The organism is Bacillus sp. FSL K6-1006 (assembly GCF_038593175.1).
Lineage (GTDB): Bacteria > Bacillota > Bacilli > Bacillales > Bacillaceae > Bacillus > Bacillus safensis.
In genome coordinates this window covers 3383500-3410213 of the sequence record NZ_CP151970.1, presented here as the reverse complement: position 1 = coordinate 3410213, position 26714 = coordinate 3383500, and the positions used below count along the sequence as shown (strand labels likewise).

26 protein-coding genes are annotated in these 26714 nt (G+C 43.0%); 21 read left to right on the top strand and 5 right to left on the bottom strand.

From position 1 onward, the window contains the following. Positions 1-8 precede the first annotated feature (8 nt). From NSS65_RS17745 to cls, 3 genes are all read right to left on the bottom strand, one after another. Positions 9-263, bottom strand: coding sequence for a hypothetical protein (locus NSS65_RS17745; protein WP_041108190.1), 255 nt, complete (start codon positions 261-263; stop codon positions 9-11). A gap of 73 nt (positions 264-336) precedes the next feature. Beyond that, positions 337-1299 (bottom strand): UV DNA damage repair endonuclease UvsE, encoded by a 963-nt coding sequence (gene uvsE / locus NSS65_RS17740; RefSeq protein ID WP_163114762.1) that lies wholly within the window; start codon positions 1297-1299, stop codon positions 337-339. A 12-nt stretch (positions 1300-1311) separates the two neighbouring features. After that, positions 1312-2508 (bottom strand): cardiolipin synthase, encoded by a 1197-nt coding sequence (gene cls, locus NSS65_RS17735; RefSeq protein ID WP_326135235.1) that lies wholly within the window; start codon positions 2506-2508, stop codon positions 1312-1314. A 143-nt stretch (positions 2509-2651) separates the two neighbouring features. Between cls and NSS65_RS17730 the strand changes: the two genes are divergently transcribed. The 8 genes from NSS65_RS17730 to pyrG all read left to right on the top strand — a co-directional run bounded on the left by NSS65_RS17730 (position 2652) and on the right by pyrG (position 12150). After that, a complete protein-coding gene (locus tag NSS65_RS17730; protein WP_326135236.1) occupies positions 2652-4763 on the top strand; it encodes a heterodisulfide reductase-related iron-sulfur binding cluster in 2112 nt (703 codons plus the stop codon). A 103-nt stretch (positions 4764-4866) separates the two neighbouring features. Then, positions 4867-6060, top strand: a complete 1194-nt coding sequence (locus NSS65_RS17725) for an acetyl-CoA C-acetyltransferase (protein ID WP_326135237.1) — start codon at positions 4867-4869, stop codon at positions 6058-6060. Beyond that, positions 6060-6923: a 3-hydroxybutyryl-CoA dehydrogenase gene (locus NSS65_RS17720; protein ID WP_326135238.1), complete on the top strand. Its 864-nt coding sequence runs from the start codon at positions 6060-6062 to the stop codon at positions 6921-6923. The genes NSS65_RS17725 and NSS65_RS17720 overlap by 1 nt, the downstream gene beginning before the upstream one ends. Before the next feature lie 11 nt (positions 6924-6934). Continuing rightward, on the top strand, positions 6935-8047 hold the full coding sequence (locus tag NSS65_RS17715) for an acyl-CoA dehydrogenase family protein (protein ID WP_268481150.1): 1113 nt from the start codon (positions 6935-6937) through the stop codon (positions 8045-8047). Positions 8048-8063: 16 nt separating this feature from the next. Further along, entirely contained in the window at positions 8064-9206 is a 1143-nt protein-coding gene (locus tag NSS65_RS17710; protein WP_061110195.1) for an acyl-CoA dehydrogenase, read from the top strand. Between the two features lie 143 nt (positions 9207-9349). Next, positions 9350-9547 carry a hypothetical protein gene (locus NSS65_RS17705; RefSeq protein ID WP_034281233.1) on the top strand — a complete coding sequence of 66 codons (198 nt, stop codon included), beginning with the start codon at positions 9350-9352 and terminating at the stop codon, positions 9545-9547. 216 nt (positions 9548-9763) lie between these two features. Beyond that, positions 9764-10303: a DNA-directed RNA polymerase subunit delta gene (gene rpoE, locus NSS65_RS17700; protein ID WP_034281231.1), complete on the top strand. Its 540-nt coding sequence runs from the start codon at positions 9764-9766 to the stop codon at positions 10301-10303. A gap of 239 nt (positions 10304-10542) precedes the next feature. After that, entirely contained in the window at positions 10543-12150 is a 1608-nt protein-coding gene (gene pyrG, locus NSS65_RS17695; protein WP_034281230.1) for a CTP synthase (glutamine hydrolyzing), read from the top strand. Between the two features lie 40 nt (positions 12151-12190). Here the strand turns inward: pyrG and NSS65_RS17690 are convergent, their stop codons facing one another. Next, positions 12191-12721, bottom strand: coding sequence for a DUF2529 domain-containing protein (locus NSS65_RS17690; RefSeq protein WP_046312941.1), 531 nt, complete (start codon positions 12719-12721; stop codon positions 12191-12193). Positions 12722-12901: 180 nt separating this feature from the next. On the opposite strand from NSS65_RS17690, the gene NSS65_RS17685 reads away from it, so the two are divergent. From NSS65_RS17685 to NSS65_RS17640, 10 genes are all read left to right on the top strand, one after another. Further along, on the top strand, positions 12902-13276 hold the full coding sequence (locus tag NSS65_RS17685) for a response regulator (RefSeq protein ID WP_003214681.1): 375 nt from the start codon (positions 12902-12904) through the stop codon (positions 13274-13276). 178 nt (positions 13277-13454) lie between these two features. Continuing rightward, positions 13455-14312 carry a class II fructose-bisphosphate aldolase gene (locus NSS65_RS17680; RefSeq protein ID WP_024423748.1) on the top strand — a complete coding sequence of 286 codons (858 nt, stop codon included), beginning with the start codon at positions 13455-13457 and terminating at the stop codon, positions 14310-14312. 111 nt (positions 14313-14423) lie between these two features. Further along, positions 14424-15062, top strand: a complete 639-nt coding sequence (gene fsa, locus NSS65_RS17675) for a fructose-6-phosphate aldolase (protein ID WP_326135240.1) — start codon at positions 14424-14426, stop codon at positions 15060-15062. A gap of 247 nt (positions 15063-15309) precedes the next feature. Continuing rightward, positions 15310-16599, top strand: coding sequence for a UDP-N-acetylglucosamine 1-carboxyvinyltransferase (locus NSS65_RS17670; protein ID WP_024423746.1), 1290 nt, complete (start codon positions 15310-15312; stop codon positions 16597-16599). Between the two features lie 32 nt (positions 16600-16631). Further along, positions 16632-17597 (top strand): class II fructose-bisphosphatase, encoded by a 966-nt coding sequence (glpX, locus tag NSS65_RS17665; RefSeq protein WP_012011567.1) that lies wholly within the window; start codon positions 16632-16634, stop codon positions 17595-17597. 365 nt (positions 17598-17962) lie between these two features. Further along, on the top strand, positions 17963-19246 hold the full coding sequence (rho, locus tag NSS65_RS17660) for a transcription termination factor Rho (protein WP_008354975.1): 1284 nt from the start codon (positions 17963-17965) through the stop codon (positions 19244-19246). Between the two features lie 132 nt (positions 19247-19378). Next, positions 19379-19579, top strand: coding sequence for a 50S ribosomal protein L31 (rpmE, locus tag NSS65_RS17655; protein WP_003215407.1), 201 nt, complete (start codon positions 19379-19381; stop codon positions 19577-19579). A gap of 87 nt (positions 19580-19666) precedes the next feature. Beyond that, on the top strand, positions 19667-20269 hold the full coding sequence (locus NSS65_RS17650) for a thymidine kinase (RefSeq protein ID WP_024423745.1): 603 nt from the start codon (positions 19667-19669) through the stop codon (positions 20267-20269). 278 nt (positions 20270-20547) lie between these two features. Continuing rightward, a complete protein-coding gene (gene malS / locus NSS65_RS17645) occupies positions 20548-22248 on the top strand; it encodes an oxaloacetate-decarboxylating malate dehydrogenase (RefSeq protein ID WP_034281228.1) in 1701 nt (566 codons plus the stop codon). 91 nt (positions 22249-22339) lie between these two features. Next, complete coding sequence (locus tag NSS65_RS17640; protein ID WP_024423743.1) at positions 22340-23296, top strand: AEC family transporter; 957 nt, start codon at positions 22340-22342, stop codon at positions 23294-23296. 35 nt (positions 23297-23331) lie between these two features. Here NSS65_RS17640 and racA read toward each other — a convergent pair whose 3' ends face one another. Next, positions 23332-23880, bottom strand: coding sequence for a chromosome-anchoring protein RacA (gene racA, locus NSS65_RS17635; protein WP_034281227.1), 549 nt, complete (start codon positions 23878-23880; stop codon positions 23332-23334). Between the two features lie 210 nt (positions 23881-24090). Here racA and prfA point away from each other — a divergent pair, with 210 nt between their 5' ends. From prfA to NSS65_RS17620, 3 genes are all read left to right on the top strand, one after another. Further along, on the top strand, positions 24091-25158 hold the full coding sequence (gene prfA, locus NSS65_RS17630; RefSeq protein WP_034281226.1) for a peptide chain release factor 1: 1068 nt from the start codon (positions 24091-24093) through the stop codon (positions 25156-25158). Beyond that, positions 25148-26032, top strand: a complete 885-nt coding sequence (prmC, locus tag NSS65_RS17625) for a peptide chain release factor N(5)-glutamine methyltransferase (RefSeq protein ID WP_061110191.1) — start codon at positions 25148-25150, stop codon at positions 26030-26032. The genes prfA and prmC overlap by 11 nt, the downstream gene beginning before the upstream one ends. A 141-nt stretch (positions 26033-26173) precedes the next feature. After that, complete coding sequence (locus NSS65_RS17620) at positions 26174-26653, top strand: hypothetical protein (protein ID WP_024423739.1); 480 nt, start codon at positions 26174-26176, stop codon at positions 26651-26653. The last annotated feature ends 61 nt before the right edge of the window (positions 26654-26714 follow it).

Here is a 26714-nt window from a genome sequence, read left to right as displayed (position 1 = left end):
GCTCTTCTTTATGAAACCGTCTCTTTTTCAAACGGCTGAAGGAGATCTTGCGCTTTTTTCCCCTCTACGACAATTAAGTAATCAGATTCTAAATGAGTGAGCCTGAAGGTTTCAAGCTCTACGATGTTCTTAATGTTGCACATTGTTTTTTTAGAATACACATATATACGATGCTGAGCCTGCTGGCACTTTTCATAAAGAGAAATAAGCTTATGTAAATTCAACGCTTTTGCAGCGATTCGGATTGAATAAATTTGAGACATCTTCATATCCTCCTGTTAATTACTTTCTCATAATAGCTTTGTTACCCTCATTTGCATAAAGGCAAACCTTTCTCTATGATTTCCACTCAATGGTTCCTCCGCCCGTCCGCCGATTGCCCCTTATCGCAGACAGTTCTTCGACTAGACGGAGCAGAGCCTGATCCTTTAATTTTGCTTCAATCATGAAATCTACATCACGACCATACGGTTTTAATGTTTGAAAAAGCGGTAAGACAAAGTTCATATCTACTCCATCTGCATGACTGCGTATGGCTTTTTCTGATTTAGGTGAAGACAAATGGATTTTGGGCGGAATGTCAGTGTTTGTCCAAGTGTTGAACATTCTTGGCAGGATGTCATCGAGTGCGGCATCATCATCTTTATTTGCCACGTGATGATGGTAATCAAAAACAAACGGAATCTCATGCTTTTCACATACACTAAGCGTTTCCAGCGACGTATATGTTTTGTCATCGTTCTCAAGTGTCATTCTCGCCTTGATATGAGCCGGAAGCTGTTTGATATTTTCATCAAAGCGTTGAAGAGCCGATTCTTTATCGCCGTACGCCCCGCCTACATGAATGTTCATGTAGCCTTCCTTTTCGAGCTTCATCGCCTCAAGCATCTGATAATGGTACGTCATATCGATGACGGCATTTTCAGTTATCGAAGGTTTTGGACTAGTAAACAAGGTAAATTGATTGGGGTGAAAGCTGACCCGTAAGCCGTGCCGTTTCACCAGCTTGCCTATCTCAAGAAATTCTTTGCGAAAAGGTGTCACAAAGTCCCAGCGCACCTCGGGATGGGTCGCGAGCGGGACGATCGAGCTTGAAAAACGGTACAGCGGGATATCATGAGCAATGGCGAAATAAAGCGTTCTTAATGTATTAACGAGATTGGCTTTTGTTGTTCGCAATAAAGCCTCGTTTCTTTCTTCCTTAGCGAGCTTGCTGTATCTAGCAAAGGTCAGCGACTTGGCAGGAGAAGCTTCCCACAAGGTGACGGCATTGGATACATAACCAAATCGATAACGCATAGGTCATCTCCTTTATAAAAAATACGAGAACATGGCGGCAACCCACTCAAGCGGCCGTGTGAAAAGCGGGCGCTTTGACAATGTTTCTTCTGTCAGGATTTCAGATACCTCCATATGCTCCCGAATCTTTTCCTCTACGTGTGCAGTAAAGTCGGGATCATCAATGGCCACATCTACTTCTTCGTTTAAAAACAAACTGCGTTTATCAAAATTCGCAGTGCTGATCATACAGCGGCTGCGATCAATCAAAATGGCTTTCGAATGATAAAATCCTTTATAAAAACGATAAACAAGGCATCCAGAGGCAATGAGATCCTTCAAATAATGAAAGCCAGCCTCTTTGACAAGTGGATGATCCGCTTTCATTGGAATGATGATTTCAACTGTGACGCCGCGCTTTCGTGCATCAAGCAGCGCCTTCAGAAGAGGGGAAGATGGAATAAAATAAGGCGTACAGATGATGATCTGTTTCTTCGCCTGTTGAATATCTTTAAGAAATAAAGCTTCTAAAGAAAAGCCAGCAGTCGCGCGTGTTGTGCATTGTAATGTTCCCGGTTCCAATGCAGGGAAAACCTCATATTGCAGCTGATGAATACCAGACGACCGGTACAAATCATTCAGAAATACATGCTGGAGATCTGCGACAACCTGTCCAGTCATCCGCAAATGATAATCCTTCCAAATGCCAAACCGGCCTTTCTTTCCAACATATTCATCGCCTATATTAAATCCGCCAATATAGCCAATTTTCCCATCAATTACCGTGATTTTACGGTGATTTCTCATGTTTAAACGGTAAATCAAAAAAGGAAACCGAGGCTTATTTAAAAAGTAAAATTGAATGCCGCTTCTTTCTAGCATGTCAATCGCCTTTTGATCAAACGGATAGGAGCCCAATCGGTCGGTCAGCAAAAAGACGGAAACTCCTTGCTCCGCTTTGGCTTTCAATGCTTGTAAGACCTTTTGACCAACCTTGTCGTTCTTTACAATAAAGAACATCATATGAATAGAAGAAGAGGCCTGCTGTATATCGGTAAGCAGCTGATCGAAAAATGGTTCGCCATCATGATAAAAGGCAGCATCGCCGCTTGTTTGGTCAAAAGACCGTTCAAATGCGTGAGTAGAAAAATATTTCCTTCCCATATAAAGGTCTAACATCACGAGCAAAACGATGGCAATGAGTACGAGTAGGATGATCAATGCGATCATGAAACTTCCTCCTTTTTTGCATATTTCAATAGTGTACCCAAACGTGTAAAAAATATTGACTGAATACTCATTCATTATTTATGATAGAGGTACAACATGGAAACGGAACAAAGTGGGTATTGGGGAATGAAAGGGGGAGCAAGATGAATAGCCTTTTAATCATCAACTTGATCGCATTTGCGGCGGTGACCGCTTACGCAGTGTATTTGTTTGTTTATCTCATTCGAACACGAGCGGCGTATATTCGTCTTGGTAAAAAAGAAGAGTTTCAACAAGACATGAAGAAACGCTTAGAGCGTGTTTGGGTCAATGTATTTGGGCAAAAGAAGCTGTTAAAGGACAAGAAGAGCGGCATCATTCATGTGCTGTTTTTCTATGGATTTATCCTCGTACAGTTCGGAGCCCTTGATTTTATTCTGAAGGGGCTTATTCCAGACAGCGGGCTTCCTTTAGGTCCGGTGTACGGCGTCTTTACGTTTTTCCAAGAGGTGGTCACACTTCTCATTTTAGTGGCCGTTGTATGGGCGTTCCATAGAAGATACGTGGAGAAGCTTGTCCGTTTAAAACGAGGCTTCAAATCGGGTCTAGTGCTTTTATTTATTGGCGGCTTAATGCTGACAGTCTTACTTGGGAACGGCATGAACATAATCTGGCATGGACACTCTCTATCACCAACTGAGCCAATCGCTTCTGGTATTGCTTTCTTGCTGGGCGGAATTTCACCTCTTGCGGCTGCGATTGTTTTTTATGCCGCATGGTGGGTGCATCTTCTTATTTTGCTGACATTCTTAGTATATGTTCCGCAGTCAAAGCACGCCCATCTGATTGCAGGGCCTGTGAACGTATTTGTCAGCAGATTAGACCCGCCAGGCAAGCTGCAAAAAATCGATTTTGAAGATGAGTCACAAGAGACCTTCGGTGTGGGAAAAATTGAAGACTTCCGTCAGTCTCAGCTCATCGATCTTTACGCCTGTGTGGAATGCGGGCGCTGCACGAATATGTGCCCGGCAACAGGGACAGGGAAGATGCTGTCTCCGATGGATTTGATATTAAGGTTAAGAGATCATTTAACCAATAAAGGGGCCGCTATTACATCAAAGACACCTTGGGTCCCGCAGCTTGCCTTCAAGCAGACAACAGGAAACCAGCTGGCACTGCAGGCCAGAGGAGCAGGTGCGGAAGAGTCGGCTGCCAGCTCTATATATCATCCTTCTCTTATTGGAGAGGTCATTACAGAAGAAGAAATCTGGGCATGTACGACGTGCCGAAACTGTGAAGACCAATGCCCTGTCATGAATGAACACGTTGATAAGATTATTGATATGCGCAGATATCTTGTCTTGACTGAAGGAAAAATGGACGCAGATGCACAGCGTGCCATGACAAGCATTGAGCGCCAAGGGAACCCGTGGGGGCTGAACCGAAAAGAAAGAGAAAATTGGCGTGAACTGAGAGAAGATGTGCATGTGCCGACAGTGAAAGAGCTGAAAAAAGCAGAGCAAACCTTTGATTATTTATTCTGGGTTGGTTCAATGGGGGCTTATGACAATCGTAGCCAAAAGATTGCGCTTGCCTTTGCAAAGCTCCTCAATGAAGCTGGGGTCTCCTTTGCCATCCTAGGCAATAAAGAGAAGAACTCAGGCGATACGCCAAGAAGACTTGGAAACGAATTTTTATTCCAAGAGCTTGCTGCAAAAAACATTGAAGAATTCCAGAAAAACGGCGTCACAAAGATCGTCACGATTGATCCACACGCCTATAACTTATTTAAAAATGAATATCCAGACTTCGGACTTGAGGCAGAAGTTTATCATCATACAGAATTACTGGCAGAGTTAGTGAAAGAAAGGAAAATAATACCTGTACATGAAGTGAACGAAGTGATTACTTTCCACGACTCTTGTTACTTAGGCAGATATAACGAAGTGTACGACCCGCCAAGAGACATTTTAAAAGCCATTCCTGGTGTGACGCTGAAAGAAATGGAGCGCAACCGTGAAACTGGTATGTGCTGCGGTGCAGGCGGGGGCTTAATGTGGATGGAAGAAGAGACGGGTACCCGGATTAACACTGCACGAACGGAGCAGGCGTTACAGGTCCAGCCGTCCATCATCAGCTCAGGGTGTCCTTATTGCTTAACGATGCTGGGAGATGGGACGAAGGCGAAGGAAGTAGAGGAGCAGGTAGGCACATTTGATGTCGCCGAACTTCTTGAAAAATCAGTGTTTGGTGAGCCTGGAAAGCAGGTGTCGTAAACATGACTGGCCGATGAATAGGATGTTCATCGGCTTATCCATGGCGCTGTTTCATCAGCTGCCTAAATCATATGTAAGCGGTAACAAACGGGGAGGGGCATACATGAGTTCGACGGTCATTGTATCTGGAGCAAGAACACCATTTGGAAAACTAGGCGGCACTCTCAGTGGTTTGACTGCCGCAGAACTAGGCGGGTTAGCGATCAAAGCTGCACTGGAAAGAGTTTCGGGTTCTCATGAAATAGATGAGGTCATCATGGGAAGTGTTTTACAAGGAGGGCAAGGACAGATTCCTTCAAGGCAAGCAGCAAGATATGCTGATCTTCCTTGGTCTGTTCCAACACAAACCATCAATAAAGTCTGTGCATCAGGCATGCGCAGTGTGACCGCAGCAGATCAAATCATTCGAGCCGGAGATGCTGAGGTCATCGCGGCGGGAGGTATGGAATCGATGTCTCACGCTCCTTATCTGCTAAAAAAAGCGCGATGGGGCTACAAAATGGGTGATGGTGCAGTACAAGATGCGATGATTTTAGATGGGTTAACCTGTTCGTTTACAGGCGTTCATATGGGTGAGTATGGAAGTATGGCTGCAAAGGAGCTCGGCATCACGCGCGAAGAGCAGGATCTGTGGGCACTTAGAAGTCATGAACGGGCCATCGAAGCGCAAAAAAACGGCTTTTTTGAGCATGAAATCACCCCCGTCACCGTCAAAATAAAAACGGGAGAACGGCTGATCACAGAAGATGAGTCTCCGCGGCGTGATACGTCATATGAACGGCTGTCAAAGCTCATGCCTGTTTTTGATCAGAAGGGTACCATCACCGCTGGAAATGCACCAGGTGTCAATGATGGTGCAGGTGCGCTCCTTTTAATGAAAGACACGTATGCTGCACGGCATGGCGTAAAGCCAATGGCAGTCGTTCTCGGTCATGCTCAGGTTGCTGTAGAGGCAAAGGATTTTCCGAAAACACCAGCCTTTGCTATCGAGAAGCTTTTAAAGAAAACAGGAAAGCGCCTAGAGGATATTGATTTGTTTGAAATCAATGAGGCCTTTTCAGCTGTGGCTTTGGCATGTGAAAAAATAACCGGGATCGACCGGCGGAAAATGAATATCAACGGGGGGGCTGTCGCACTCGGTCATCCGATTGGGGCAAGCGGAACACGCGTGATATTGACATTGATTCATGCATTAAGACAAAGAGGCGGAGGCATTGGCATTGCGGCGATTTGCAGCGGAGGCGGTCAAGGAGATGCCATCATGATAAAGGTAGATGAAAAGGGAGGCGTTTATTGATGAGTATAGAAGAGACCGTTATGGTCGTTGGGGCTGGTCAAATGGGATCAGGCATTGCCCAAGTGTTTGCTCAGTCAGGCTATACAGTCCTGCTCCATGATGTATCAGAAAAGCAGATTCATCGAGCGATTTCCTCCATGACCAAACAACTGACGAAGCGGGCAGAAAAAGGAAAGCTGGCACATCAGGCAGTCCGAGATATCACGCAGCGGCTTGCCGTTTCCACAGATTTAAAAGACGTGCAGCAGGCTCATTTAGTCATAGAAGCCGCATCAGAACAAATGAGTGTGAAAAAACAAATCTTTGAAACACTTGATCAATTTGCAGAGGCTGAGGCCATATTTGCGACAAACACGTCTTCCTTGTCGATCACAGAATTAGCAGCTGTGACGAGCAGACCGGAGAAAGTGATTGGCATGCATTTTATGAATCCGGTTCCTGTCATGAAACTGGTTGAAGTCATTCGAGCGCTGCAAACGAGTGATGACACATATCAAGTTGTTTATGAAACAGCGAAGACATTAAACAAAACCCCAATTGAAGTGGAAGACTTCCCAGGGTTTGTATCAAACCGCATATTGATGCCAATGATCAATGAAGCCATTTACACCCTGTATGAAGGCGTAGCAGATGCAGAAAGCATTGATGGCGTGATGACACTAGGGATGAATCATCCAATGGGGCCGCTTCGTCTAGCTGATTTCATCGGACTGGATACATGTTTATTTATTATGAATACCCTTCACGAGGGACTTGGAGACAGCAAATATCGACCTTGTCCTCTTTTAAAAAAATACGTGAATGCAGGCTGGCTGGGCAAAAAGACAAAGAGAGGTTTTTACACATACCACGACCACTCATAGGGGGAGTCAAGATGGATGTTTTGCTTACGGATCAACAGCGTCTCTGGAGAGAACAGACAGCAAAATTTGCACGCCAGCGTATATTCCCTGAAGTAGAAGCCATGGAACAAGGCCGGTTTCCAAACACCCTTTTAAGTGAAATGGGGCGGCAAGGCTATCTAGGGATTCCAATACCAGCTTCGTATCAAGGCTTAGGAGCAGATTTTACAACGTATATCATTGCAATCCATGAATTATCGAAAGTGAGTGCGACCATCGGTGTCATTGTGTCCGTTCATACATCTGTTGTGACGATGCCTATTTTGACTTTTGGAACGAAGGAACAAAAAGAAACTTATGTGCCGCCGCTTGCATCCGGGAAGAAGTTGGGCGCCTTTTGTCTGACTGAACCAAAGGCTGGATCAGATGCCTCAAGTATTCAGTTAAGAGCAGAGCGGATGGGCGGCGATTATGTATTAAATGGGACGAAAATCTTTATCACAAGCGGCGGAGAAGCAGAACTGTATCTTGTCTTTGCGGTGACCGATCCGGCTTCTGCGAGAAAAAATATATCGGCGTTCATTGTCGAGAAAGATACGCCGGGATTTACGATTGGAAAAGATGAGAAAAAGATGGGACTGCACGGTTCAAAAACAGTCACGCTTCATTTTGATGGCGTGCGGATTCCAAAAGATCAGCTGCTCGGTGCAGAAGGAGAGGGCTTTCAAATTGCCATGTCCAGCTTAAATGCAGGGAGAATCGGAATTGCGGCTCAAAGCCTTGGCATTGCAGAAGCCGCTTTAACCGAGGCAGTGGTCTATTTAAAGCAGCATCCAGCAGGTCTTGAAACAACCATTCGGCTGGGCGATTTGGCGGCGAAGCTTGAGGCGGCAAAACTGCTCGTCTATCAAGCGGCTTCTTTCAAAGAGGCAAATCGACCGGTCACAAAGGAAGCATCAATGGCAAAGCTATTTGCGTCAAAAACGGCGGTGGAGATCAGTACAGAAGCGATCCATTTGCTAGGCATGGATGGTTATACGAATCGCTATCAAGCAGAACGTTACTTTCGTGATGCGAAAATTTGTGAAATCTATGAAGGAACAAGTGAAATTCAAAGGCTGGTCATCTGTAAACAGCTAATATGAAACGAGGTGGCTCACGATGCAGTTCCAATTAAGTGATGAACATGAAATGATTCAAAAAATGGTGAGAGACTTTGCGAAAAATGAAGTGGAGCCAACAGCAGCAGAACGAGACGAAACAGAGACATATGATCCATCTATTTTCCGCAAAATGGCGGAGCTAGGTTTAACGGGTATCCCTTGGCCGGAAGACGTGGGCGGAATTGGCAGTGACTATTTAGCCTACGTCATAGCAGTTGAGGAGCTTTCAAGAGTGTGCGCCTCTACAGGCGTCACCCTGTCCGCTCATACATCTCTTGCTTCATGGCCAATCTATACATTCGGAACAAAGGAACAAAAAGAGAAATACTTAAAGCCGCTTGCAAAAGGGCAGAAGATAGGAGCATACGCGCTCACCGAGAGCGGTTCTGGTTCAGATGCCGGCGGAATGAAGACAACGGCCGTAAAGGCAGGCAGTGAATACGTCCTGAACGGGGCGAAAATTTTTATTACAAATGGAGGCATTGCAGATTATTATATTGTGTTTGCCGTCACAGACCAAGAAGCTTCGTCTCGAAATACAACTGCTTTTATTGTAGAAAAAGAGACACCTGGTTTTTCTGTTGGCAAAAAGGAAAGCAAACTGGGCATACGTTCATCGCCAACAACTGAAATTCGATTTGAAGATTGCCGAATTCATGAAAGGAACCGGCTCGGTCTAGAAGGAGAAGGGTTCAAAATAGCCATGATGACACTCGATGGCGGCAGAAACGGCATTGCTGCACAGGCGGTTGGGATTGCGCAAGGTGCTCTTGATGTGGCGGTTGATTATGCCAAGGAGCGTAAACAATTTGGCAAACCAATCATTCAGCAGCAAGGGATCGCCTTTAAACTGGCTGATATGGCCACAGCGATTGAAGCATCAAGGCTGCTTACTTACCAGGCGGCATGGCTCGAAACGAAAGGCCTCCCGTATGGGAAGGAATCAGCCATGTCCAAGCTCTTTGCTGGTGATACAGCGATGAAGGTGACGACAGAGGCGGTTCAAATCTTCGGCGGGTACGGCTACACAAAGGATTACCCAGTCGAACGATACATGCGTGATGCGAAAATCACTCAAATTTATGAAGGAACTCAGGAAATCCAGCGCCTGGTCATCTCAAGGAAACTGCTAGATATGTAGAAAACAAGCATAGACCGCCTGAACGTGAGGTGGTCTGTTTTCGTTCGTCATGCAGTTTTCAAACGTAAGCGTATTGTTAATGTTCATCCATATCATCATGTTATGTTAAAATTAGGGAAAATATCAATATGGAGGTTATGATGATGAACTCAACATTTATGGGCATTTTGGCAATCGTCACGATGGTGATCTGGATCATGGTGTCCGCGGAGCTTTCGAAATCTCCAAAAAAGCAGGAAGAAAAAGAAAACAGCCGGAGAAAACTAATCGTACTCATGTCTGCTGGAATGTTATTCACGATTCCTGTCGTTGTCTCACTCATTCAGAACATCCCATTTTAAAACAGACGAGAAAAAACTGAACGACAAAAAGCATGCCGTACCCACTCTAGGTGCTCCCCGTGAGAAAAATCAAAAATTAACATCAATAAAGGTGGCATAAACTCCCCCAATTTGTTTATAATGAGAGGTATGGTTTGTCGTAAGAATAAGGTATAAATACTTATTATTTCACTGATAAATGGATACATACATGTAATAGAAAGGGAGTGTCTGACCTTGAGTTTGAAAGAATACTCACAGGAACAGCTCAAACAAATGTCTTTAGTTGAACTTGCTTATGAAATTTTCAGAGACAGCAAAACACCAATTACGTTTTCCGAGTTAATAGATGAAATTATCCGTTTGCAAGGAATACAAAAATCCGATCTTGATGATCGACTTGCTCAATTTTATACAGACTTAAATATAGATGGCCGCTTTATTTCGTTAGGTGATCAGAGATGGGGACTTCGCAGCTGGTATCCAGTTGATCAAATCGAAGAAGAAGTTCAGCCAGCTGTGAAAACAAAAGCGAAAAAGAAAAAATCAAAAGCAGCTGTCGTTGAAGACGACTTCGATGAGATCGAAGAGGAAGAAGAAATCGACGAGCTTGAAGAAGACCTTGACCTTGTTGAAGACGACGATGATCTCGACCTAGACGATGATGAAGAAATTGAAGAAGATCTTGAAGACTTCGACGAAGATGACGATGAAGATGATGACGGCTTAACGGAGATTGATGAAGACGATTTAGACGATGATGAGGAAGACAAATAACCCTCTCAAACCGGTCTTCAAAACAGGACAAAACCGTCTTGACTTTCGAGAGCGAACTATGTAGTATGTATTTTGGGCTCTCTAAAAAAGAGTACGTAAAGATACGTTCATTTACGCTCCCTTTCATTTATTTGAAAGGGAGCTTTCTTATTTTTCAAGAGATTTAGGGATACACTCTAAAAAGGATGAAGCTGTGCATGTCTAGACATGCAAGGGTAAAAAAGAGAGGAGCATACGAAATGACAAAGTATATTTTTGTAACAGGAGGAGTTGTTTCCTCACTTGGAAAAGGAATCACGGCTGCATCGTTAGGCCGCCTTCTGAAAAATAGAGGGATGGATGTCACCATTCAAAAATTCGATCCATACATCAACGTAGACCCAGGGACAATGAGTCCATACCAGCACGGTGAAGTTTTTGTCACAGATGATGGTGCTGAAACAGACCTTGACTTAGGTCACTACGAGCGTTTCATTGATATTAACTTAAATAAGTACAGCAACGTCACAACTGGTAAAATCTACTCTACTGTTCTGAAGAAAGAGCGCCGCGGTGACTACTTAGGTGGAACAGTACAGGTCATTCCCCACATTACAAATGAAATCAAAGACCGTGTGTACCGTGCCGGAAAAGAAACGGGTGCAGATGTGGTCATTACAGAAATCGGCGGAACAGTAGGAGATATCGAATCCCTTCCATTCCTTGAAGCCATTCGTCAAATGAAGAGTGACATCGGCCGTGAAAACGTGATGTACATTCATTGTACCCTTGTTCCTTACATCCGTGCAGCAGGTGAATTGAAAACAAAACCAACACAGCATAGTGTGAAAGAACTTCGCAGTCTTGGTATTCAGCCAAATGTCATTGTGGTCAGAACGGAAATGCCATTGGCACAAGATATGAAGGACAAAATTGCGCTATTTTGTGATATTGATACAAAAGCTGTTATCGAATGTCAGGATGCAGACACGCTATACTCCATTCCGCTTGATTTACAAAAACAAGGGCTGGACAAGCTAGTATGTGAACATATGAAACTTGACTGCCAAGATGCGGACATGACGGAGTGGACAGCGCTTGTTGATAAAGTGCAAAACCTTTCGAAACAAGTCACAATTGGTCTTGTAGGGAAGTATGTTGAGCTGCAAGATGCTTATATTTCTGTCGTTGAATCACTTCGTCATGCTGGTTATGCGTTTGATGCAGATGTTCAAATTAAATGGATCAATGCAGAAGAAGTGACAGCAGAGAATATCGCTGATTTCGTACAAGATGTGGACGGCATTATTGTTCCTGGAGGCTTCGGAGACCGCGGAGTAGAAGGGAAAATCATTGCTACACAATATGCCCGTGAAAACAAAGTGCCATTCTTCGGAATCTGCTTAGGAATGCAAGTGGCATCTATCGAATACGCGAGAAACGTATTAGGCCTTGAGGGAGCTCATTCAGCGGAAATTGACCCTGAAACAGCATTCCCAATCATTGACCTTCTTCCAGAACAGAAGGATGTAGATGATCTAGGCGGAACACTTCGTCTCGGTCTATACCCTTGTAAATTAAATGAAGACTCAAAAGCATTTGCTGCATACAATGACGAAGTGGTCTACGAACGCCACCGCCATCGCTACGAGTTTAATAACGAATACAGACAGCAAATGGAAGCAGCAGGCTTTGTCTTCTCTGGTACAAGCCCAGATGGACGTCTTGTTGAAATTATCGAGCTGAAGGATCACCCTTGGTTCCTTGCTTCTCAGTTCCACCCAGAATTCGTTTCAAGACCGACAAGACCACAGCCATTATTTAGAGATTTCGTTGGTGCTTCACTTCAAGCATCTGAATCAAAATAAAACAAAAAACTGCCGGGAATATCACTTCTCGGCAGTTTTTTTATTCATATTCCTCGACGATTTCCTTCACAGTAAACGATAGAGCGTGGTAGACGTATAAGCAGGTCATTAAAGCAGGATAACCAAACCTTGTCCCATCTTCAGCGGGCACAAGCGGTTTCTTGAGCTGGAAATCAATGTGGACATCACAATGCTCTTCAATCGTAGACGGCTCCTTTTGTGCCGGCCCTACACCAACAACGGGCGTACCTTGTTCGTGCAGTTCTTTTGCAAGAGATTGAATTTCCTGATCTTCTGGGTCTGAATAAAATAGCAGCACCCTGTCACTTGGATGAAGTAAGCTGCGCTCCTTTTGATCGAGCGGCAGCACCTTCGCACCGGGAAACGGCTCCTTGCTTTCAGATGCCTCTAGGGCGACAGCAGCCAGTTCATTCTTTCCGTGAAAATAAACGGCATGTCCACTGACAACAGCCTGTGCAAGAAGGCGTGCACCGTCCTCAATCGCTTCAGCCTGTTTTTCTCCAATACGTGAAAAAATACCTGATAACTGGGTCGTAAAAATTTTTAACAAGACTCATTTCCTCCTTCGGTCAGATCATTTTATAATAGAATATAAAGAGAATATTAGGAAAAATGCTCAGAAAATGTCGTAAAGTAAACTATTATAATTAAAGGAAATGTGAAAATCAAACAGAATTATTTAACAACAGCTCTTTTTATGGCGAAAAATGAAAGCAATGGGGTGTAACAGATGAATGAGAAAATTTTAATTGTCGATGATCAGTACGGTATTAGAATATTATTGAATGAAGTGTTTCATAAAGAAGGCTATCAAACCTTCCAAGCTGCCAATGGACTACAGGCATTAGATATTGTGAAAAACCATAGACCGAACCTTGTCCTGCTTGATATGAAAATCCCCGGAATGGATGGTATCGAAATTTTAAAACGGATGAAATTAATTGATGAAGACATCCGTGTCATCATTATGACAGCCTATGGCGAGTTAGATATGATCCAAGAATCCAAAGAACTCGGTGCATTGACGCACTTCGCTAAACCTTTTGATATTGATGAAATCCGAGATGCTGTCAAAGAATACCTGCCGCTTGAAACAAATGGCTAGATGGAAATGATTGAATCGAGTCATTCTGTTGCCGATTTGTCGAATAATTGGTATCCTAGAAAGGAAGAAGAAAGCGATCTGACTTTGAAAGTTTACATATGGCGAGAAATTCTGGTCATGCTAGGGTGGAGAGCTTTTTTTAGCAAGCAAATTAGCTACATAGGGAGGATTTTTCATCATGCCTTTAGTTTCAATGACAGAAATGTTGAAAGACGCAAAGGAAAAAGGTTACGCTGTTGGACAGTTTAACTTAAATAACTTAGAATTCACGCAAGCGATTTTACAAGCTGCTGAAGAAGAGAAATCTCCTGTTATCTTAGGAGTATCTGAAGGAGCAGGACGCTACATGGGCGGCTTCAAAACAGTTGTCGCAATGGTTAAAGCGTTAATCGAAGAATATAATGTAACAGTTCCTGTTGCGATTCATTTAGATCACGGTTCAAGCTTTGAATCTTGTGCAAAAGCGATTCATGCAGGATTTACTTCTGTCATGATCGATGCTTCTCACCACCCATTCGATGAGAATGTGGAAACAACTGCGAAAGTCGTTGAACTTGCACATTTCCATGGTGTGTCTGTAGAAGCTGAACTTGGAACTGTTGGTGGGCAAGAAGATGACGTCATCGCTGAAGGCGTTATTTATGCTGATCCAAAAGAGTGCCAAGAGCTTGTAGAACGCACTGGTATTGACTGCCTTGCACCTGCATTAGGTTCAGTACATGGTCCGTACAAAGGTGAACCAAACCTTGGTTTCGCTGAAATGGAAGAAATCGGTAAAACAACTGGTCTTCCACTTGTTCTTCACGGCGGAACAGGTATCCCAACTGCTGACATCAAGCGTGCAATTTCACTTGGTACAGCAAAAATCAATGTCAACACTGAAAACCAAATTGCTTCTGCGAAAGCAGTACGCGAAACACTTGCTGCAAAAACAGAAGAGTATGATCCACGTAAATATCTTGGACCAGCTCGTGACGCAATTAAAGCGACTGTTATCGGCAAAATGCGCGAATTTGGTTCTTCTAACCAAGCATAATTTGATGAGAACCGAAAGCCGCCTGAGTCACAGGCGGTTTTCTCCATATCTTGAGAAAGCGCAATCAAATTTACATTTCAGACAATTTATTGATAGGAGAGTGGCACAGTTATGTTATTTTTCGTAGATACAGCGAATATTGAGGACATCAAAGAGGCGCACGAGCTTGGCATTTTAGCAGGCGTCACAACAAACCCTAGTTTAGTAGCGAAAGAAAAGGACGTATCATTCCACGACCGCCTTCGCGAAATCACTGACGTGGTATCAGGTTCTGTCAGTGCAGAAGTGATTTCCCTAAAAGCAGAGGAAATGATTGAAGAAGGAAAAGAGCTTGCTGCCATCGCACCAAATATTACGGTCAAAATTCCAATGTCTACAGATGGCCTTAAAGCTGTCAAAGCATTAACAGACCTTGGAATTAAAACAAACGTCACATTGATTTTTAGTGCAAACCAGGCACTTCTTGCAGCTAGAGCTGGTGCGACGTATGTCTCTCCATTCCTTGGCCGCTTAGATGACATTGGCCAAAATGGTCTTGATCTCATCAGCGAAGTGAAAACTATTTTTGATGTTCATGGATTAGATACACAAATCATTGCTGCATCTATTCGTCATCCGCAGCATGTGACAGAAGCTGCGCTTAGAGGTGCTCATATCGGCACTATGCCGCTGAAAGTCATCAAGCAGCTGACGAAACACCCATTAACGGATGCAGGCATTGAGCAATTTTTAGCAGACTGGAATAAATAAATAATTGTGGCAGGCGGGATCGTCTCTCGTTTGCCATAGTTTTCCTTATAAACGCTAAGAAATGTTTTGTGCAAAGAAGAGAACATCACAGCCTCGCAAAGCTTCGATTATTTTTCTTCCGACAAATTTCGTTTAACCTGTATTCTTTCTCTTGATATTGGCTAAATTTTGGACAAGACCTTTTAAAGCGCGACATCCACAAACAGTATAACTCCAACAGTGATCTTCTTTAAGAAGGGAGACAAATATGGAAAAGTTAAACATTGCCGGCGGTGATCCCTTGCGCGGGACCGTACATATTAGTGGTGCGAAAAATAGTGCTGTAGCACTGATTCCTGCCACGATTCTCGCTGATTCTCCAGTAACCATTGAAGGCCTTCCGCATATATCAGATATCGACACATTACGGGATCTGTTAGAAGAAATTGGCGGAAAGGTCACTTTTGAAAAAGGTGAAATGGTTGTTAATCCTGTTTCCATGATTAGTATGCCGCTTCCTAATGGAAAAGTGAAGAAACTGCGTGCATCCTATTATTTAATGGGCGCCATGCTGGGCAGATTTAAGCAGGCTGTCATCGGACTGCCAGGAGGATGCCACTTAGGACCTAGGCCGATCGATCAGCATATCAAAGGCTTTGAAGCACTTGGAGCCGAGGTGACAAACGAGCAGGGTGCAATTTATTTGCGTGCTGAAAAATTAGTCGGAGCCCGGATTTATCTTGATGTTGTCAGTGTAGGTGCGACGATCAACATCATGCTGGCAGCCGTACTGGCTGAAGGAAAAACCGTGATTGAAAATGCTGCAAAGGAACCCGAAATTATTGATGTAGCGACACTGCTTGCAAGCATGGGAGCTAAAATCAAAGGTGCGGGTACCGATGTCATTCGAATCGAAGGTGTAGAATCTCTTCATGGCTGTAAGCATTCAATCATCCCTGACCGCATCGAAGCAGGAACATTTTTAATAGCTGGTGCAGCGATGGGGGATGAAGTTGTACTTGATAATGTGATCCCAACTCATTTAGAATCAATTACGGCGAAACTTAGAGAAATGGGGTTCACCATTGAAACGAGCAACGATCAGATGCTGATCGTTGGCAGAAACGAAGGACTCAAGCCTGTCGATATCAAAACCCTTGTGTATCCGGGCTTTCCAACTGACCTTCAGCAGCCGATGACGGCACTGTTAACAAAAGCGAAAGGAACGAGTGTGGTCACAGATACGATCTACTCAGCACGCTTTAAGCACATTGACGAATTGCGTCGAATGGGTGCAAACATGAAGGTCGAAGGAAGATCTGCTATTATTACCGGACAAACGCAGCTCCAAGGAGCAAAGGTCAAAGCAAGTGATCTGCGTGCAGGCGCTTGTCTTGTTGTCGCAGGGTTAATGGCAGACGGTGTGACCGAAATCACAGGGCTTGAACATATAGACAGAGGATATAGTTTGCTTGAGAAGAAGCTTGAAGGCTTGGGTGCAACCATCTGGCGTGAAAAGCTGAATGACCAAGAAATAGAAGAACTTCAAAATTCATAAGGCTTTGACTGTGAGAGGAGATTTGGACAAAAATGGAAAGAAGTTTATCGATGGAACTAGTACGGGTGACAGAAGCAGCTGCATTAAAATCTGCCCGTTGGATGGGAAGAGGATTAAAAGACGAAGCGGATGATGCTGCAACAAGTGCAATGCGTGATGTATTTGACACCATTCCGATGAAGGGGACAGTGGTCATTGGCGAAGGAGAAATGGACGAAGCACCAATGCTTTATATTGGGGAAAAGCTTGGGAACGGATATGGACCTCGCGTGGATGTCGCTGTTGATCCATTAGAAGGAACAAACATTGTGGCAAGCGGCGGCTGGAATGCCTTAGCTGTTATTGCAGTTGCAGATCATGGCAACCTGCTGAATGCACCTGATATGTACATGGATAAGATCGCAGTAGGTCCAGAAGCGGTAGGCTGCATCGACATTGAAGCGCCTGTCATTGATAATCTTCGCGCTGTTGCAAAAGCAAAAAACAAAGATATTGAAGATGTGGTTGCAACGATTTTAAACAGAGATCGACATGAGAAAATTATTGCTGAACTGAGAGAAGCAGGAGCAAGAATTAAACTGATCGACGATGGTGACGTTGCAGGAGCCATTAATACAGCATTTGATCACACAGGTGTTGATATTCTATTTGGTTCAGGCGGAGCGCCTGAGGGTGTCCTTTCTGCTGTTGCGTTAAAGGCACTTGGTGGCGAAATTCATGGTAAGCTTCTTCCTCAAAGTGAAGAAGAACTCAGACGCTGTGAGAAAATGGGGCTGGATGTTGGGAAAGTCCTCAGAATGGAAGATCTCGTAAAAGGAGATGACGCCATTTTTGCAGCGACAGGTGTAACGGACGGCGAATTACTTAAAGGTGTTCAATTCAAAGGCTCTGTTGGAACAACACATAGTGTTGTCATGCGTGCGAAATCAGGTACGGTTCGTTTCGTAGACGGCAGACACAGCTTAAAGAAAAAACCGAATCTTGTCATTCGTCCGTAATCTGAAAGCGGGTATTCATTACCCGCTTTTCATATAGGTGTCAAATGTATATCATTTTCTTTTAAAAGTTGAATATTCTCTGCAAATGAGGTAAAACTAAAGAGTGCTGCGAAATTTTCTGCGAATTTACTTCTTTTAAGCTTCAACAAGTTTAAATACTGCCGCATCATGACGATATACTCATTATCCTTCTCTATGTTGACAAAGCTCTATTTCACATTGTTCCTATCTTTCACGATAAAACGAGTGGGAGCGTTACCATCAGAGCGAGGTCATTCCAACAACAACGGAATTAAAAGCTAATCAAATACAATGGTCATGCATTTGTAAAGAAATACATTGACTAGAAAAGTGTGGTGTCCATATTGAAAGATGTTTCGATTTCATCTTTGGAAAATATGAAATTAAAAGAGCTGTATGAGTTAGCAAAGCGATACAAAATCTCTTATTACAGCAAACTAACAAAAAAAGAATTAATTTTTGCCATCTTAAAGGCGAACGCTGAGCAAGAGGATCTCTTATTTATGGAAGGGGTTCTTGAAATTATTCAGTCTGAGGGATTTGGTTTCTTAAGACCGATTAACTACTCCCCAAGTTCTGAAGACATTTATATTTCAGCTTCACAAATCAGACGCTTTGATTTACGAAATGGAGATAAAGTGTCTGGAAAGGTACGACCTCCAAAAGAAAATGAACGCTACTATGGCCTCCTTCATGTAGAAGCGGTAAATGGGGACGACCCAGAATCAGCAAAGGAACGTGTTCACTTTCCTGCACTCACACCGCTATTTCCTGACCGCCAAATGATTCTTGAAACACAGCCTAATCACCTGTCTACTAGAATTATGGACATGATGGCGCCAGTTGGATTTGGACAGCGTGGTTTAATCGTTGCACCGCCTAAGGCTGGAAAAACCATTTTGCTTAAAGAAATTGCCAACAGCATTTCTGAAAATCACCCAGAGGCAGAGCTGATTGTCCTTTTGATTGACGAACGCCCAGAAGAAGTAACAGATATCGAACGTTCTGTTGCAGGGGATGTTGTTAGTTCAACCTTTGACGAAGTACCGGAAAACCACATTAAAGTAGCAGAGCTTGTCTTAGAGCGTGCTATGCGTCTTGTTGAACATAAGAAAGATGTCATCATCTTAATGGACAGCATCACAAGGCTTGCTCGTGCATACAACCTTGTGATTCCGCCAAGCGGCCGAACGCTTTCAGGCGGTATTGATCCTGCGGCTTTTCATCGTCCAAAACGCTTCTTTGGTGCTGCGCGTAACATTGAAGAAGGCGGAAGCTTGACGATTTTAGCCACTGCACTTGTTGATACAGGATCACGTATGGATGACGTGATTTATGAGGAGTTTAAAGGAACTGGAAACATGGAGCTTCATTTGGACCGTTCTTTGGCCGAAAGAAGAATTTTCCCTGCGATCGACATTCGCCGTTCTGGTACGAGAAAAGAAGAACTGCTTGTGCCAAAAGAGCATCTTGATCGTTTATGGGCGATGAGAAAATCGATGTCAGATACACCTGACTTCGCTGAGAAGTTCATGCGCAAAATGAGAAAAACAAAGACAAACCAAGAATTTTTCGATATTTTAACGCAAGAATGGAAACAAGCCAATATGTCTGCATCAAGAAGATAGCTTCCCTGAAAAAATACATTTGCAATCATAGACTCACACTGTTATAATTTTATCATGTGCGTTTCAGAATTTATTTCTGAGATATTAACTCTGTTTCCGAATTGGATTCAGGGCGGAAGGAGATGACAGTAGATGAAAACAGGAATTCATCCTAACTACAAAAAAGCTACAGTCAAATGCGCTTGTGGAAATGAGTTTGAAACTGGATCAGTAAAAGAAGAGGTACGCATCGAGATTTGCTCTGAGTGCCATCCTTTCTATACAGGCCGTCAAAAATTCGCTTCTGCTGATGGACGTGTTGACCGCTTTAACAAAAAATACGGTCTTAAGTAATAATAGATACAATAAACAGGCAGGAATCCGTTCTTGCCTGTTTTTTTACGTGGATTGATGGAACTTTAAAACGGGGGAGAAGACCTTATGTATGTGATGAAACAAAGCGGTTGGCTTGAAGTCATCTGCGGCAGTATGTTTTCTGGAAAGTCGGAAGAATTGATTCGGAGAGCCAAAAGGGCCACCTTTGCCAAACAAGAAGTAAAAATATTCAAACCAGCAATTGATAACCGATATAGTACAAGCTCAGTTGTGTCACATAACGGTTCATCATTAGATGGGATTGCAGTAGCCTCACCAAAAGACATAATAACGCACATATCAGAAAGAACCGATGTCATTGGCATTGATGAGGTGCAATTTTTTGATGAGACAATCATTGACATTGTCACTCAATTGGCTGACCAAGGCTACCGAGTCATTGTTGCAGGCCTGGATCAAGACTTCAGAGGAGAGCCATTTGGTGTTGTTCCGCATTTAATGGCATGTGCAGAGCTTGTAACAAAACTTCAAGCAGTTTGTTCGGTATGCGGCTCCCCAGCGAGTAGAACACAACGCTTGATCGACGGTAAACCCGCATCCTATGATGATCCTATTATTTTAGTAGGTGCGCAGGAATCATACGAAGCACGATGCAGACATCACCATGAAGTACCAAGACTTGATGTTGGTACAACACTTGACAAATAAAAAATAGCAAATGCCGCTGTGTTTCGTTTTTCGAGATTTTGGCTGAACACCCATCATTTGTACTTAAATAAATTAAATAACACTACGATTAAATTATCTAATTTTCAACGCTTGCGTTTTGTCATAAGCAGGCATAAAATGACTAACTGTAGTGTAAAGCATTTAAACGAAAAGTTCGATTTCTTGTCATAATTTTTTTGATTAAGGATTTTTCTCCTTAATCGTTCTTTGGATTAATAGTTCACTTTATTTATATTTTAGAAAGAGGGTAGTTTTTGATGAACAACGTGAAGAAAACAAAAGAAGGGTACCTCGAAACCACTTTGACAGGTAAAGATGTATTATCGATTCCAACGTTGAACAAAGGCGTTGCTTTCTCTGAAGAAGAAAGACAAGAGCTTGGACTAGAAGGCTTACTACCTCCAACGGTTCTAACTTTAGAACAGCAAGCAGAAAGAGCGTACAAGCAGTTTCTAGCTCAGCCGGATCGTCTTCGTCAAAACGTATACTTAAGTGATTTGCAAAACCGTAACGAAGTATTGTTCTACAAGCTTCTAACAGAAAAGCTTCGTGAAATGCTTCCAGTTGTGTACACACCAACTGTTGGTGAAGCGATTCAAGAATACAGCCATGAATACAGAAGACCTCATGGTGTCTATCTTTCAATCGACGATATTGACGGAATCGAGAAAGCATTTGAAAACTTGCACGCAACTGCTGGAGATATTGACCTCATCGTTGCAACTGACTCTGAGAGTATTCTTGGAATTGGTGACTGGGGTGTTGGTGGTATCAATATCGCAATCGGTAAATTAGCTGTTTACACGGCTGCAGCAGGTATTGATCCTAGCCGCGTGATTCCAGTTGTATTAGATGTTGGAACAAACAATGAAAAATTATTGAATGATCCATTATACATCGGGAACCATCACAAACGTGTACAAGGTGAAAAATACGAAGAATTCATTGATGCTTACGTGAAAGCAGCACTTAAATTCTTCCCGAAAGCATTGCTTCACTGGGAAGACCTTGGAAACAAAAATGCGCGTAACATCATGAAAAAATACAACGATAACATCTTAACGTTCAACGATGATATTCAAGGTACTGGTGCCATTACTTTAGCGGGTGTTCTTGCAGCTGTCAAGAAAACTGGTACTGAATTGAAAGATCACCGTGTTGTCATCTTCGGAGCTGGATCAGCTGGTATCGGAATTGCAGATCAAATGCGTGACACAATGGTTCTTGAAGGTCTAACAGAAGAAGAAGCAAACAATGCATTCTGGACATTAGACTACAGAGGATTGCTAACAGATCAATTTGAAGATGAAGTGCTTGATTTCCAAAAACCATACCTTCGTACTTCTGATGAAGTAGAAGGCTGGGCACGCGATGAAAAAGGACAAATCTCATTTGCTGAAACTGTTCGCAGGGTGAAGCCGACGATCCTTATCGGTACATCAGGTCAAGGCGGCGCATTCACTGAAGAAATCATTAAAGAAATGGCAGCTCATACAGAGCGTCCAGTGATCATGCCAATGTCTAACCCAACACCGCTTGCTGAAGCTGTGCCAGAGGATCTATTCAAATGGACTGACGGCCGTGCGCTTGTTGCAACAGGAAGCCCGTTCGAAAACGTTGAGTATAACGGAATTGAACATGAAATCGGACAATCCAACAATGCGTTCGTTTTCCCTGGACTTGGTCTTGGTTCAATCGTAACAGAATCAAAAATCATCACAAAAGGCATGTTCGTTGCTTCTGCGAATGCAATTGCTGAAATGGTTGATCATGAGAAACCAGGTGCTGGTCTTCTTCCAAGTATTGATAAATTGCAAGAAGTGTCAATTCATGTGGCTGTTGAAGTAGCGAAAGCAGCAATTAAAGATGGTGTCGCTAGAAGAACACCTGATAACATCGAACAAGCTGTGAAAGACGCAATGTGGATTCCTGAATATAAAAAAATTGTAAGAGCATAATAAAATGTGTAACGCGGCATTGCTTCGGGTAATTTAAGCAATGCCGCAATAAAAAAAGAAACACGTAAAGGATTTAAGGAGGAAGAGTAAGGTGGACTTTTTAAATATTTTGATCCTCCTAGCACCGATTTTTTTCGTTATCGCGCTGGGTTGGTTCGCAGGGAACTTCGGCAGCTATGACGCTAAATCTGCAAAAGGTGTAAGTACACTTGTTACAAAGTATGCTTTACCAGCGCACTTTATCGCCAGTATTCTGTCAACACCAAAAGATAAATTCTATAGTCAAATTCCATTTTTCGTTGCATTGATTTTCGGAATCGTTGGTTTTTATATCATTATCCTTTTAGTTACAAAATTTGCTTTTAAATATGATTTAACAGATTCTTCTGTTTTCTCATTAAACTCAGCACAACCGACCTTTGCATTTATGGGGATTCCGGTCTTGGGCAGTTTATTTGGGGCTCAAGAAGTCGCAATTCCGATTGCGATTACCGGAATAGTTGTAAATGCATTGCTTGATCCAATTGCTATTATTGTGTCAACTGTCGGTGAAAAAACAAAAGGAAAAGCTAAAGAAGGCGAAAGTTTCCTAAAAATGACGACAAAAGCAATTTTGCACGGTTTATCAGAGCCGCTTGCACTTGCGCCGTTAGCCAGTATCATTCTTGTTCTTTTAGGATTTAAACTTCCTGCAATCGGACATGAAATGTTGGAGGAAATTGGCAGCGTTACATCAGGGGTTGCGCTATTCGCAGTCGGTGTCACTGTTGGTATCCGAAAAATTAAATTAAGCTTGCCAGCCTTCAGTATTGCATTGCTAAAAGTAGCTGTACAACCATTACTTATGTATTTTATTGCCGTTCTTATGGGTCTTTCGGCTGATGAAATTACAAAAGCTGTATTGCTTGTTGCCTTCCCAGGTTCAGCTGTTGCAGCGATGATCGCAACACGATTTGAAAAACAAGAGGCGGAAACTGCATCCGCATTTGTGATCAGTGCCATCATGTCACTCATCACATTACCGATCATTATTGCACTTACCGTATAATATAGTAGAAAGGCTGCCTATCGAGGCAGCCTTTCTTAACGAAATGAATGAAACAGAGGGAAGAGTACACGCTTTTTTTTGATGTCAGGGTGTGCAATTTCCTTTTTTTCTTCTACTTGTGATGGTTGTTTCAAGGCTGCGGTGAGGCGGTCAAATTTAGTGGATAAATCTTCAATTTCTCTGCGGTGCTGAAGCAGCTGATACGATACACCTTCATCTGCTTTTTTAGCCAATTTCCGTTCAAGCTCTTGCAGGCGGTCTTCTGCATCATTGACGTGTAATTGCTGCTGAATAAGCTCTTTCACCTGTTTTTCTAATGCTTCAATCCGTTGTATGGAGACATCAGTTTGGGCAGCAGGTGCTGATTGACGGACGGTTTCCTTATGGATTGGCAGTTGAATGTCTTGGAGGATTACACCTTCACTCATCTGGTGTTTGACCTCTTTGAGCAGCTGTACAATGTCTTCATGAAATTCATAATGTCCAAGTTCATTCCGGGCGACAGGGATGTTGAGCTGTTTGACCCAACGCTGAATCGTCTTTGAAGAAACACCAATTTCCTTTGCAACCTCATTTGTATTCAAACCAAATGCCCTCCCTTTTTTCAATTACAAGTACCATTCTCTTTAAGGAGGACCTGTTCCTTCACGTTAGACAAAACAAGTAACCAATCGCCAAAGATCGTGTTTTCTAGCGAAAAATTGCAGGAAATCAATTGTTTTGGAAATTTTTTTGACTGTCATACCCCGCTATACTATAATTAGACTGTTACGCACAAAACAGAGGTGAAGACCATGTTAGACCGTTTAAAATCAATTGAAGAACGCTATGAAAAGCTAAATGAATATTTAAGTGACCCTGAAGTGGTGAACGACCCTACGAAGCTTCGTGAATATTCAAAGGAGCAATCCGATATTCAAGAAACTGTTGAGGTATATAGACAATATCGTGCGGCATACGACCAGCTGAATGACGCGAAAGCAATGCTGGAAGAGAAGCTGGATGCCGAGATGCGCGACATGGTCAAAGAAGAAATTTCAGAGCTCACAGAGGAAACGGAACGTTTAGAAGACGAGCTGAAAATCTTGCTGATCCCGAAAGATCCGAATGACAACAAAAACGTTATTGTGGAGGTTCGTGGTGCAGCGGGTGGAGAAGAAGCTGCTCTTTTTGCCGGAAACCTTTACCGCATGTACAGTCGTTATGCTGAAATGCAAGGCTGGAAAACGGAAGTGATGGAAGCGAGTGTCACAGGCACAGGCGGTTATAAAGAGATTATCTTTATGATCAGCGGGAAAGGCGCATACTCCAAACTGAAATTTGAAAACGGCGCACACCGCGTGCAGCGTGTTCCGGAAACGGAATCAGGCGGACGAATTCATACATCAACAGCGACAGTTGCTGTATTGCCTGAGGCTGAAGAAGTTGAAATTGATATCCATGAAAAAGACATCCGTGTAGATACTTTCACATCTAGCGGACCTGGCGGACAAAGTGTCAATACGACCATGTCTGCAGTTCGATTAACTCACCTTCCAACAGGTGTGGTTGTATCCTGTCAGGATGAGAAGTCGCAAATCAAAAACAAAGAAAAAGCCATGAAAGTACTGCGTGCGAGAATTTATGATAAATTCCAGCGTGAAGCACAGGCTGAATATGATCAAACGCGTAAATCTGCGGTTGGAACAGGGGATCGTTCAGAGCGTATCCGTACGTACAACTTCCCGCAAAACCGTGTAACAGATCACCGTATCGGTTTGACGATTCAAAAGCTTGATCAAATTTTAGAAGGAAAACTTGACGAGGTCATTGATGCATTAATTATGGAAGACCAAGCAAGAAAGCTTCAAAATGCAAAATAAAGAGCGAACAATTTTTGAAGCCCTTAAATGGGCTTCTTCTTTGTTAATGGAAGCTGGAAGAGACCAAAATGCAGCAGAGCTTCTTTTGATGCATGTACTTGGCTGGAGCAGAAGTGAGCTTCTTGCACGTTTTCATGATTCGCTGCCTGAGGAGCAAGATCACCTGTTCAGCAAATTTGTGACGCAGCACAAGGCGGGTGTTCCTGTTCAGCATTTAACGGGAGTTGAATTCTTTTACGGACGTCCTTTCGAGGTGAACAAGCATGTTCTCATCCCTCGTCCTGAAACGGAAGAAGTTGTTTTGGCGGCGCTCCATTTAGTAGGTGACGTTTTCCCGCCCGATCAGCCGCTCAAAGCAGTTGACGTTGGCACAGGAAGCGGGGCCATTGCGATTACGCTGGCTCTTGAAAAAAAATCACTATCTGTCACAGCGACTGATATCTCGCAAGAAGCACTTGCGGTAGCAAAACGGAATCAACAAGCGCTCGGTGCAGACGTTCATTTTTTACATGGGGATTTACTTGAACCTGTTATAGCTCAAGGCATGAAAGTGGACGTATTTATTTCCAATCCACCCTACATTGCGGCGGAAGAAATGGACAGTTTGTCTGAGGTTGTGACAAAGCATGAGCCGGCGAATGCGCTGACAGACGGACGTGATGGCTTGTGGTTTTATCAGCGCCTCGTTCATGATCTTCCCAGCGTGCTGAGTGATCAGGCAGTTGTTGTCTTTGAAATTGGACATACGCAAGGTCAAGATGTCACAGCGCTTCTTGAGCAGGCATTTCCTAAAGCGGATGTCTGTATCGTCAAAGATATTAACGGAAAAGATCGAGCTGTTTGTGCACACATTCAAAACGGAAAGTCCGGCTGAAGAAAGCCGGACTATTTTATTATGTAAAGATGAAACTTATGGTAAAAGAGAAACGTATATATAGAAGAATGAACATTCTGATCATGATTTTTTACATAAATTTGTTTTGAAGGAGCGAATGGTGTGAACAAAAGGTATGCGATGGTGTTGGTCATCGTCAGTGTACTATTGATTGTGAGTGCTTGTGGTAAACCGAGCTTTAAAAAAGAGGCAGCAGCATTTGGAGAAAGCTATAAAAAAGCACAATACACAGTGAATCGAACGGATGACCTATCTGACATGAAAGAGAAGCTGAAGGTTTATTTAACCGAACATGAATATCAAGAATATACACAAGACAGCATGTTCCCGAGCATATTAGAAGCGGCTAAGGATCAAGATTGTCAAATTAAGCTGAAGAAAATTATGTTTACGCCTTCAGATGAAAGCGATGATAGAATTGAATTTAACTATGAAATGGTGATCCAATTTATCGATCAAAAAGGAAAAGTCAAAAAAGAAATCGAGAAAAAAGGAGCCATGACTGTCATCAAAACAGAATCTGGTTTAAAAATCAGCCGAGATTGGGATGGGAGACTATACCCTTCTGACTACCAATCCTCACTCAAAAGTCGTTCTTAATGAGAACGGCTTTTTTGTTTTTGACTCATAATCTATTAAAAAAATCATGTTGACTGTTTAT

What these genes read in the sequence shown, in the direction of transcription:
- NSS65_RS17745 (WP_041108190.1), bottom strand. Translation starts at nt 263, where the DNA reads ATGTCTCAAATTTATTCAATCCGAATCGCTGCAAAAGCGTTGAATTTA.
- uvsE (WP_163114762.1), bottom strand. Translation starts at nt 1,299, where the DNA reads ATGCGTTATCGATTTGGTTATGTATCCAATGCCGTCACCTTGTGGGAA.
- cls (WP_326135235.1), bottom strand. Translation starts at nt 2,508, where the DNA reads ATGATCGCATTGATCATCCTACTCGTACTCATTGCCATCGTTTTGCTC.
- NSS65_RS17730 (WP_326135236.1), top strand. Translation starts at nt 2,652, where the DNA reads ATGAATAGCCTTTTAATCATCAACTTGATCGCATTTGCGGCGGTGACC.
- NSS65_RS17725 (WP_326135237.1), top strand. Translation starts at nt 4,867, where the DNA reads ATGAGTTCGACGGTCATTGTATCTGGAGCAAGAACACCATTTGGAAAA.
- NSS65_RS17720 (WP_326135238.1), top strand. Translation starts at nt 6,060, where the DNA reads ATGAGTATAGAAGAGACCGTTATGGTCGTTGGGGCTGGTCAAATGGGA.
- NSS65_RS17715 (WP_268481150.1), top strand. Translation starts at nt 6,935, where the DNA reads ATGGATGTTTTGCTTACGGATCAACAGCGTCTCTGGAGAGAACAGACA.
- NSS65_RS17710 (WP_061110195.1), top strand. Translation starts at nt 8,064, where the DNA reads ATGCAGTTCCAATTAAGTGATGAACATGAAATGATTCAAAAAATGGTG.
- NSS65_RS17705 (WP_034281233.1), top strand. Translation starts at nt 9,350, where the DNA reads ATGAACTCAACATTTATGGGCATTTTGGCAATCGTCACGATGGTGATC.
- pyrG (WP_034281230.1), top strand. Translation starts at nt 10,543, where the DNA reads ATGACAAAGTATATTTTTGTAACAGGAGGAGTTGTTTCCTCACTTGGA.
- NSS65_RS17685 (WP_003214681.1), top strand. Translation starts at nt 12,902, where the DNA reads ATGAATGAGAAAATTTTAATTGTCGATGATCAGTACGGTATTAGAATA.
- NSS65_RS17680 (WP_024423748.1), top strand. Translation starts at nt 13,455, where the DNA reads ATGCCTTTAGTTTCAATGACAGAAATGTTGAAAGACGCAAAGGAAAAA.
- fsa (WP_326135240.1), top strand. Translation starts at nt 14,424, where the DNA reads ATGTTATTTTTCGTAGATACAGCGAATATTGAGGACATCAAAGAGGCG.
- NSS65_RS17670 (WP_024423746.1), top strand. Translation starts at nt 15,310, where the DNA reads ATGGAAAAGTTAAACATTGCCGGCGGTGATCCCTTGCGCGGGACCGTA.
- glpX (WP_012011567.1), top strand. Translation starts at nt 16,632, where the DNA reads ATGGAAAGAAGTTTATCGATGGAACTAGTACGGGTGACAGAAGCAGCT.
- rpmE (WP_003215407.1), top strand. Translation starts at nt 19,379, where the DNA reads ATGAAAACAGGAATTCATCCTAACTACAAAAAAGCTACAGTCAAATGC.
- NSS65_RS17650 (WP_024423745.1), top strand. Translation starts at nt 19,667, where the DNA reads ATGTATGTGATGAAACAAAGCGGTTGGCTTGAAGTCATCTGCGGCAGT.
- malS (WP_034281228.1), top strand. Translation starts at nt 20,548, where the DNA reads ATGAACAACGTGAAGAAAACAAAAGAAGGGTACCTCGAAACCACTTTG.
- prfA (WP_034281226.1), top strand. Translation starts at nt 24,091, where the DNA reads ATGTTAGACCGTTTAAAATCAATTGAAGAACGCTATGAAAAGCTAAAT.
- prmC (WP_061110191.1), top strand. Translation starts at nt 25,148, where the DNA reads ATGCAAAATAAAGAGCGAACAATTTTTGAAGCCCTTAAATGGGCTTCT.
- NSS65_RS17620 (WP_024423739.1), top strand. Translation starts at nt 26,174, where the DNA reads ATGGTGTTGGTCATCGTCAGTGTACTATTGATTGTGAGTGCTTGTGGT.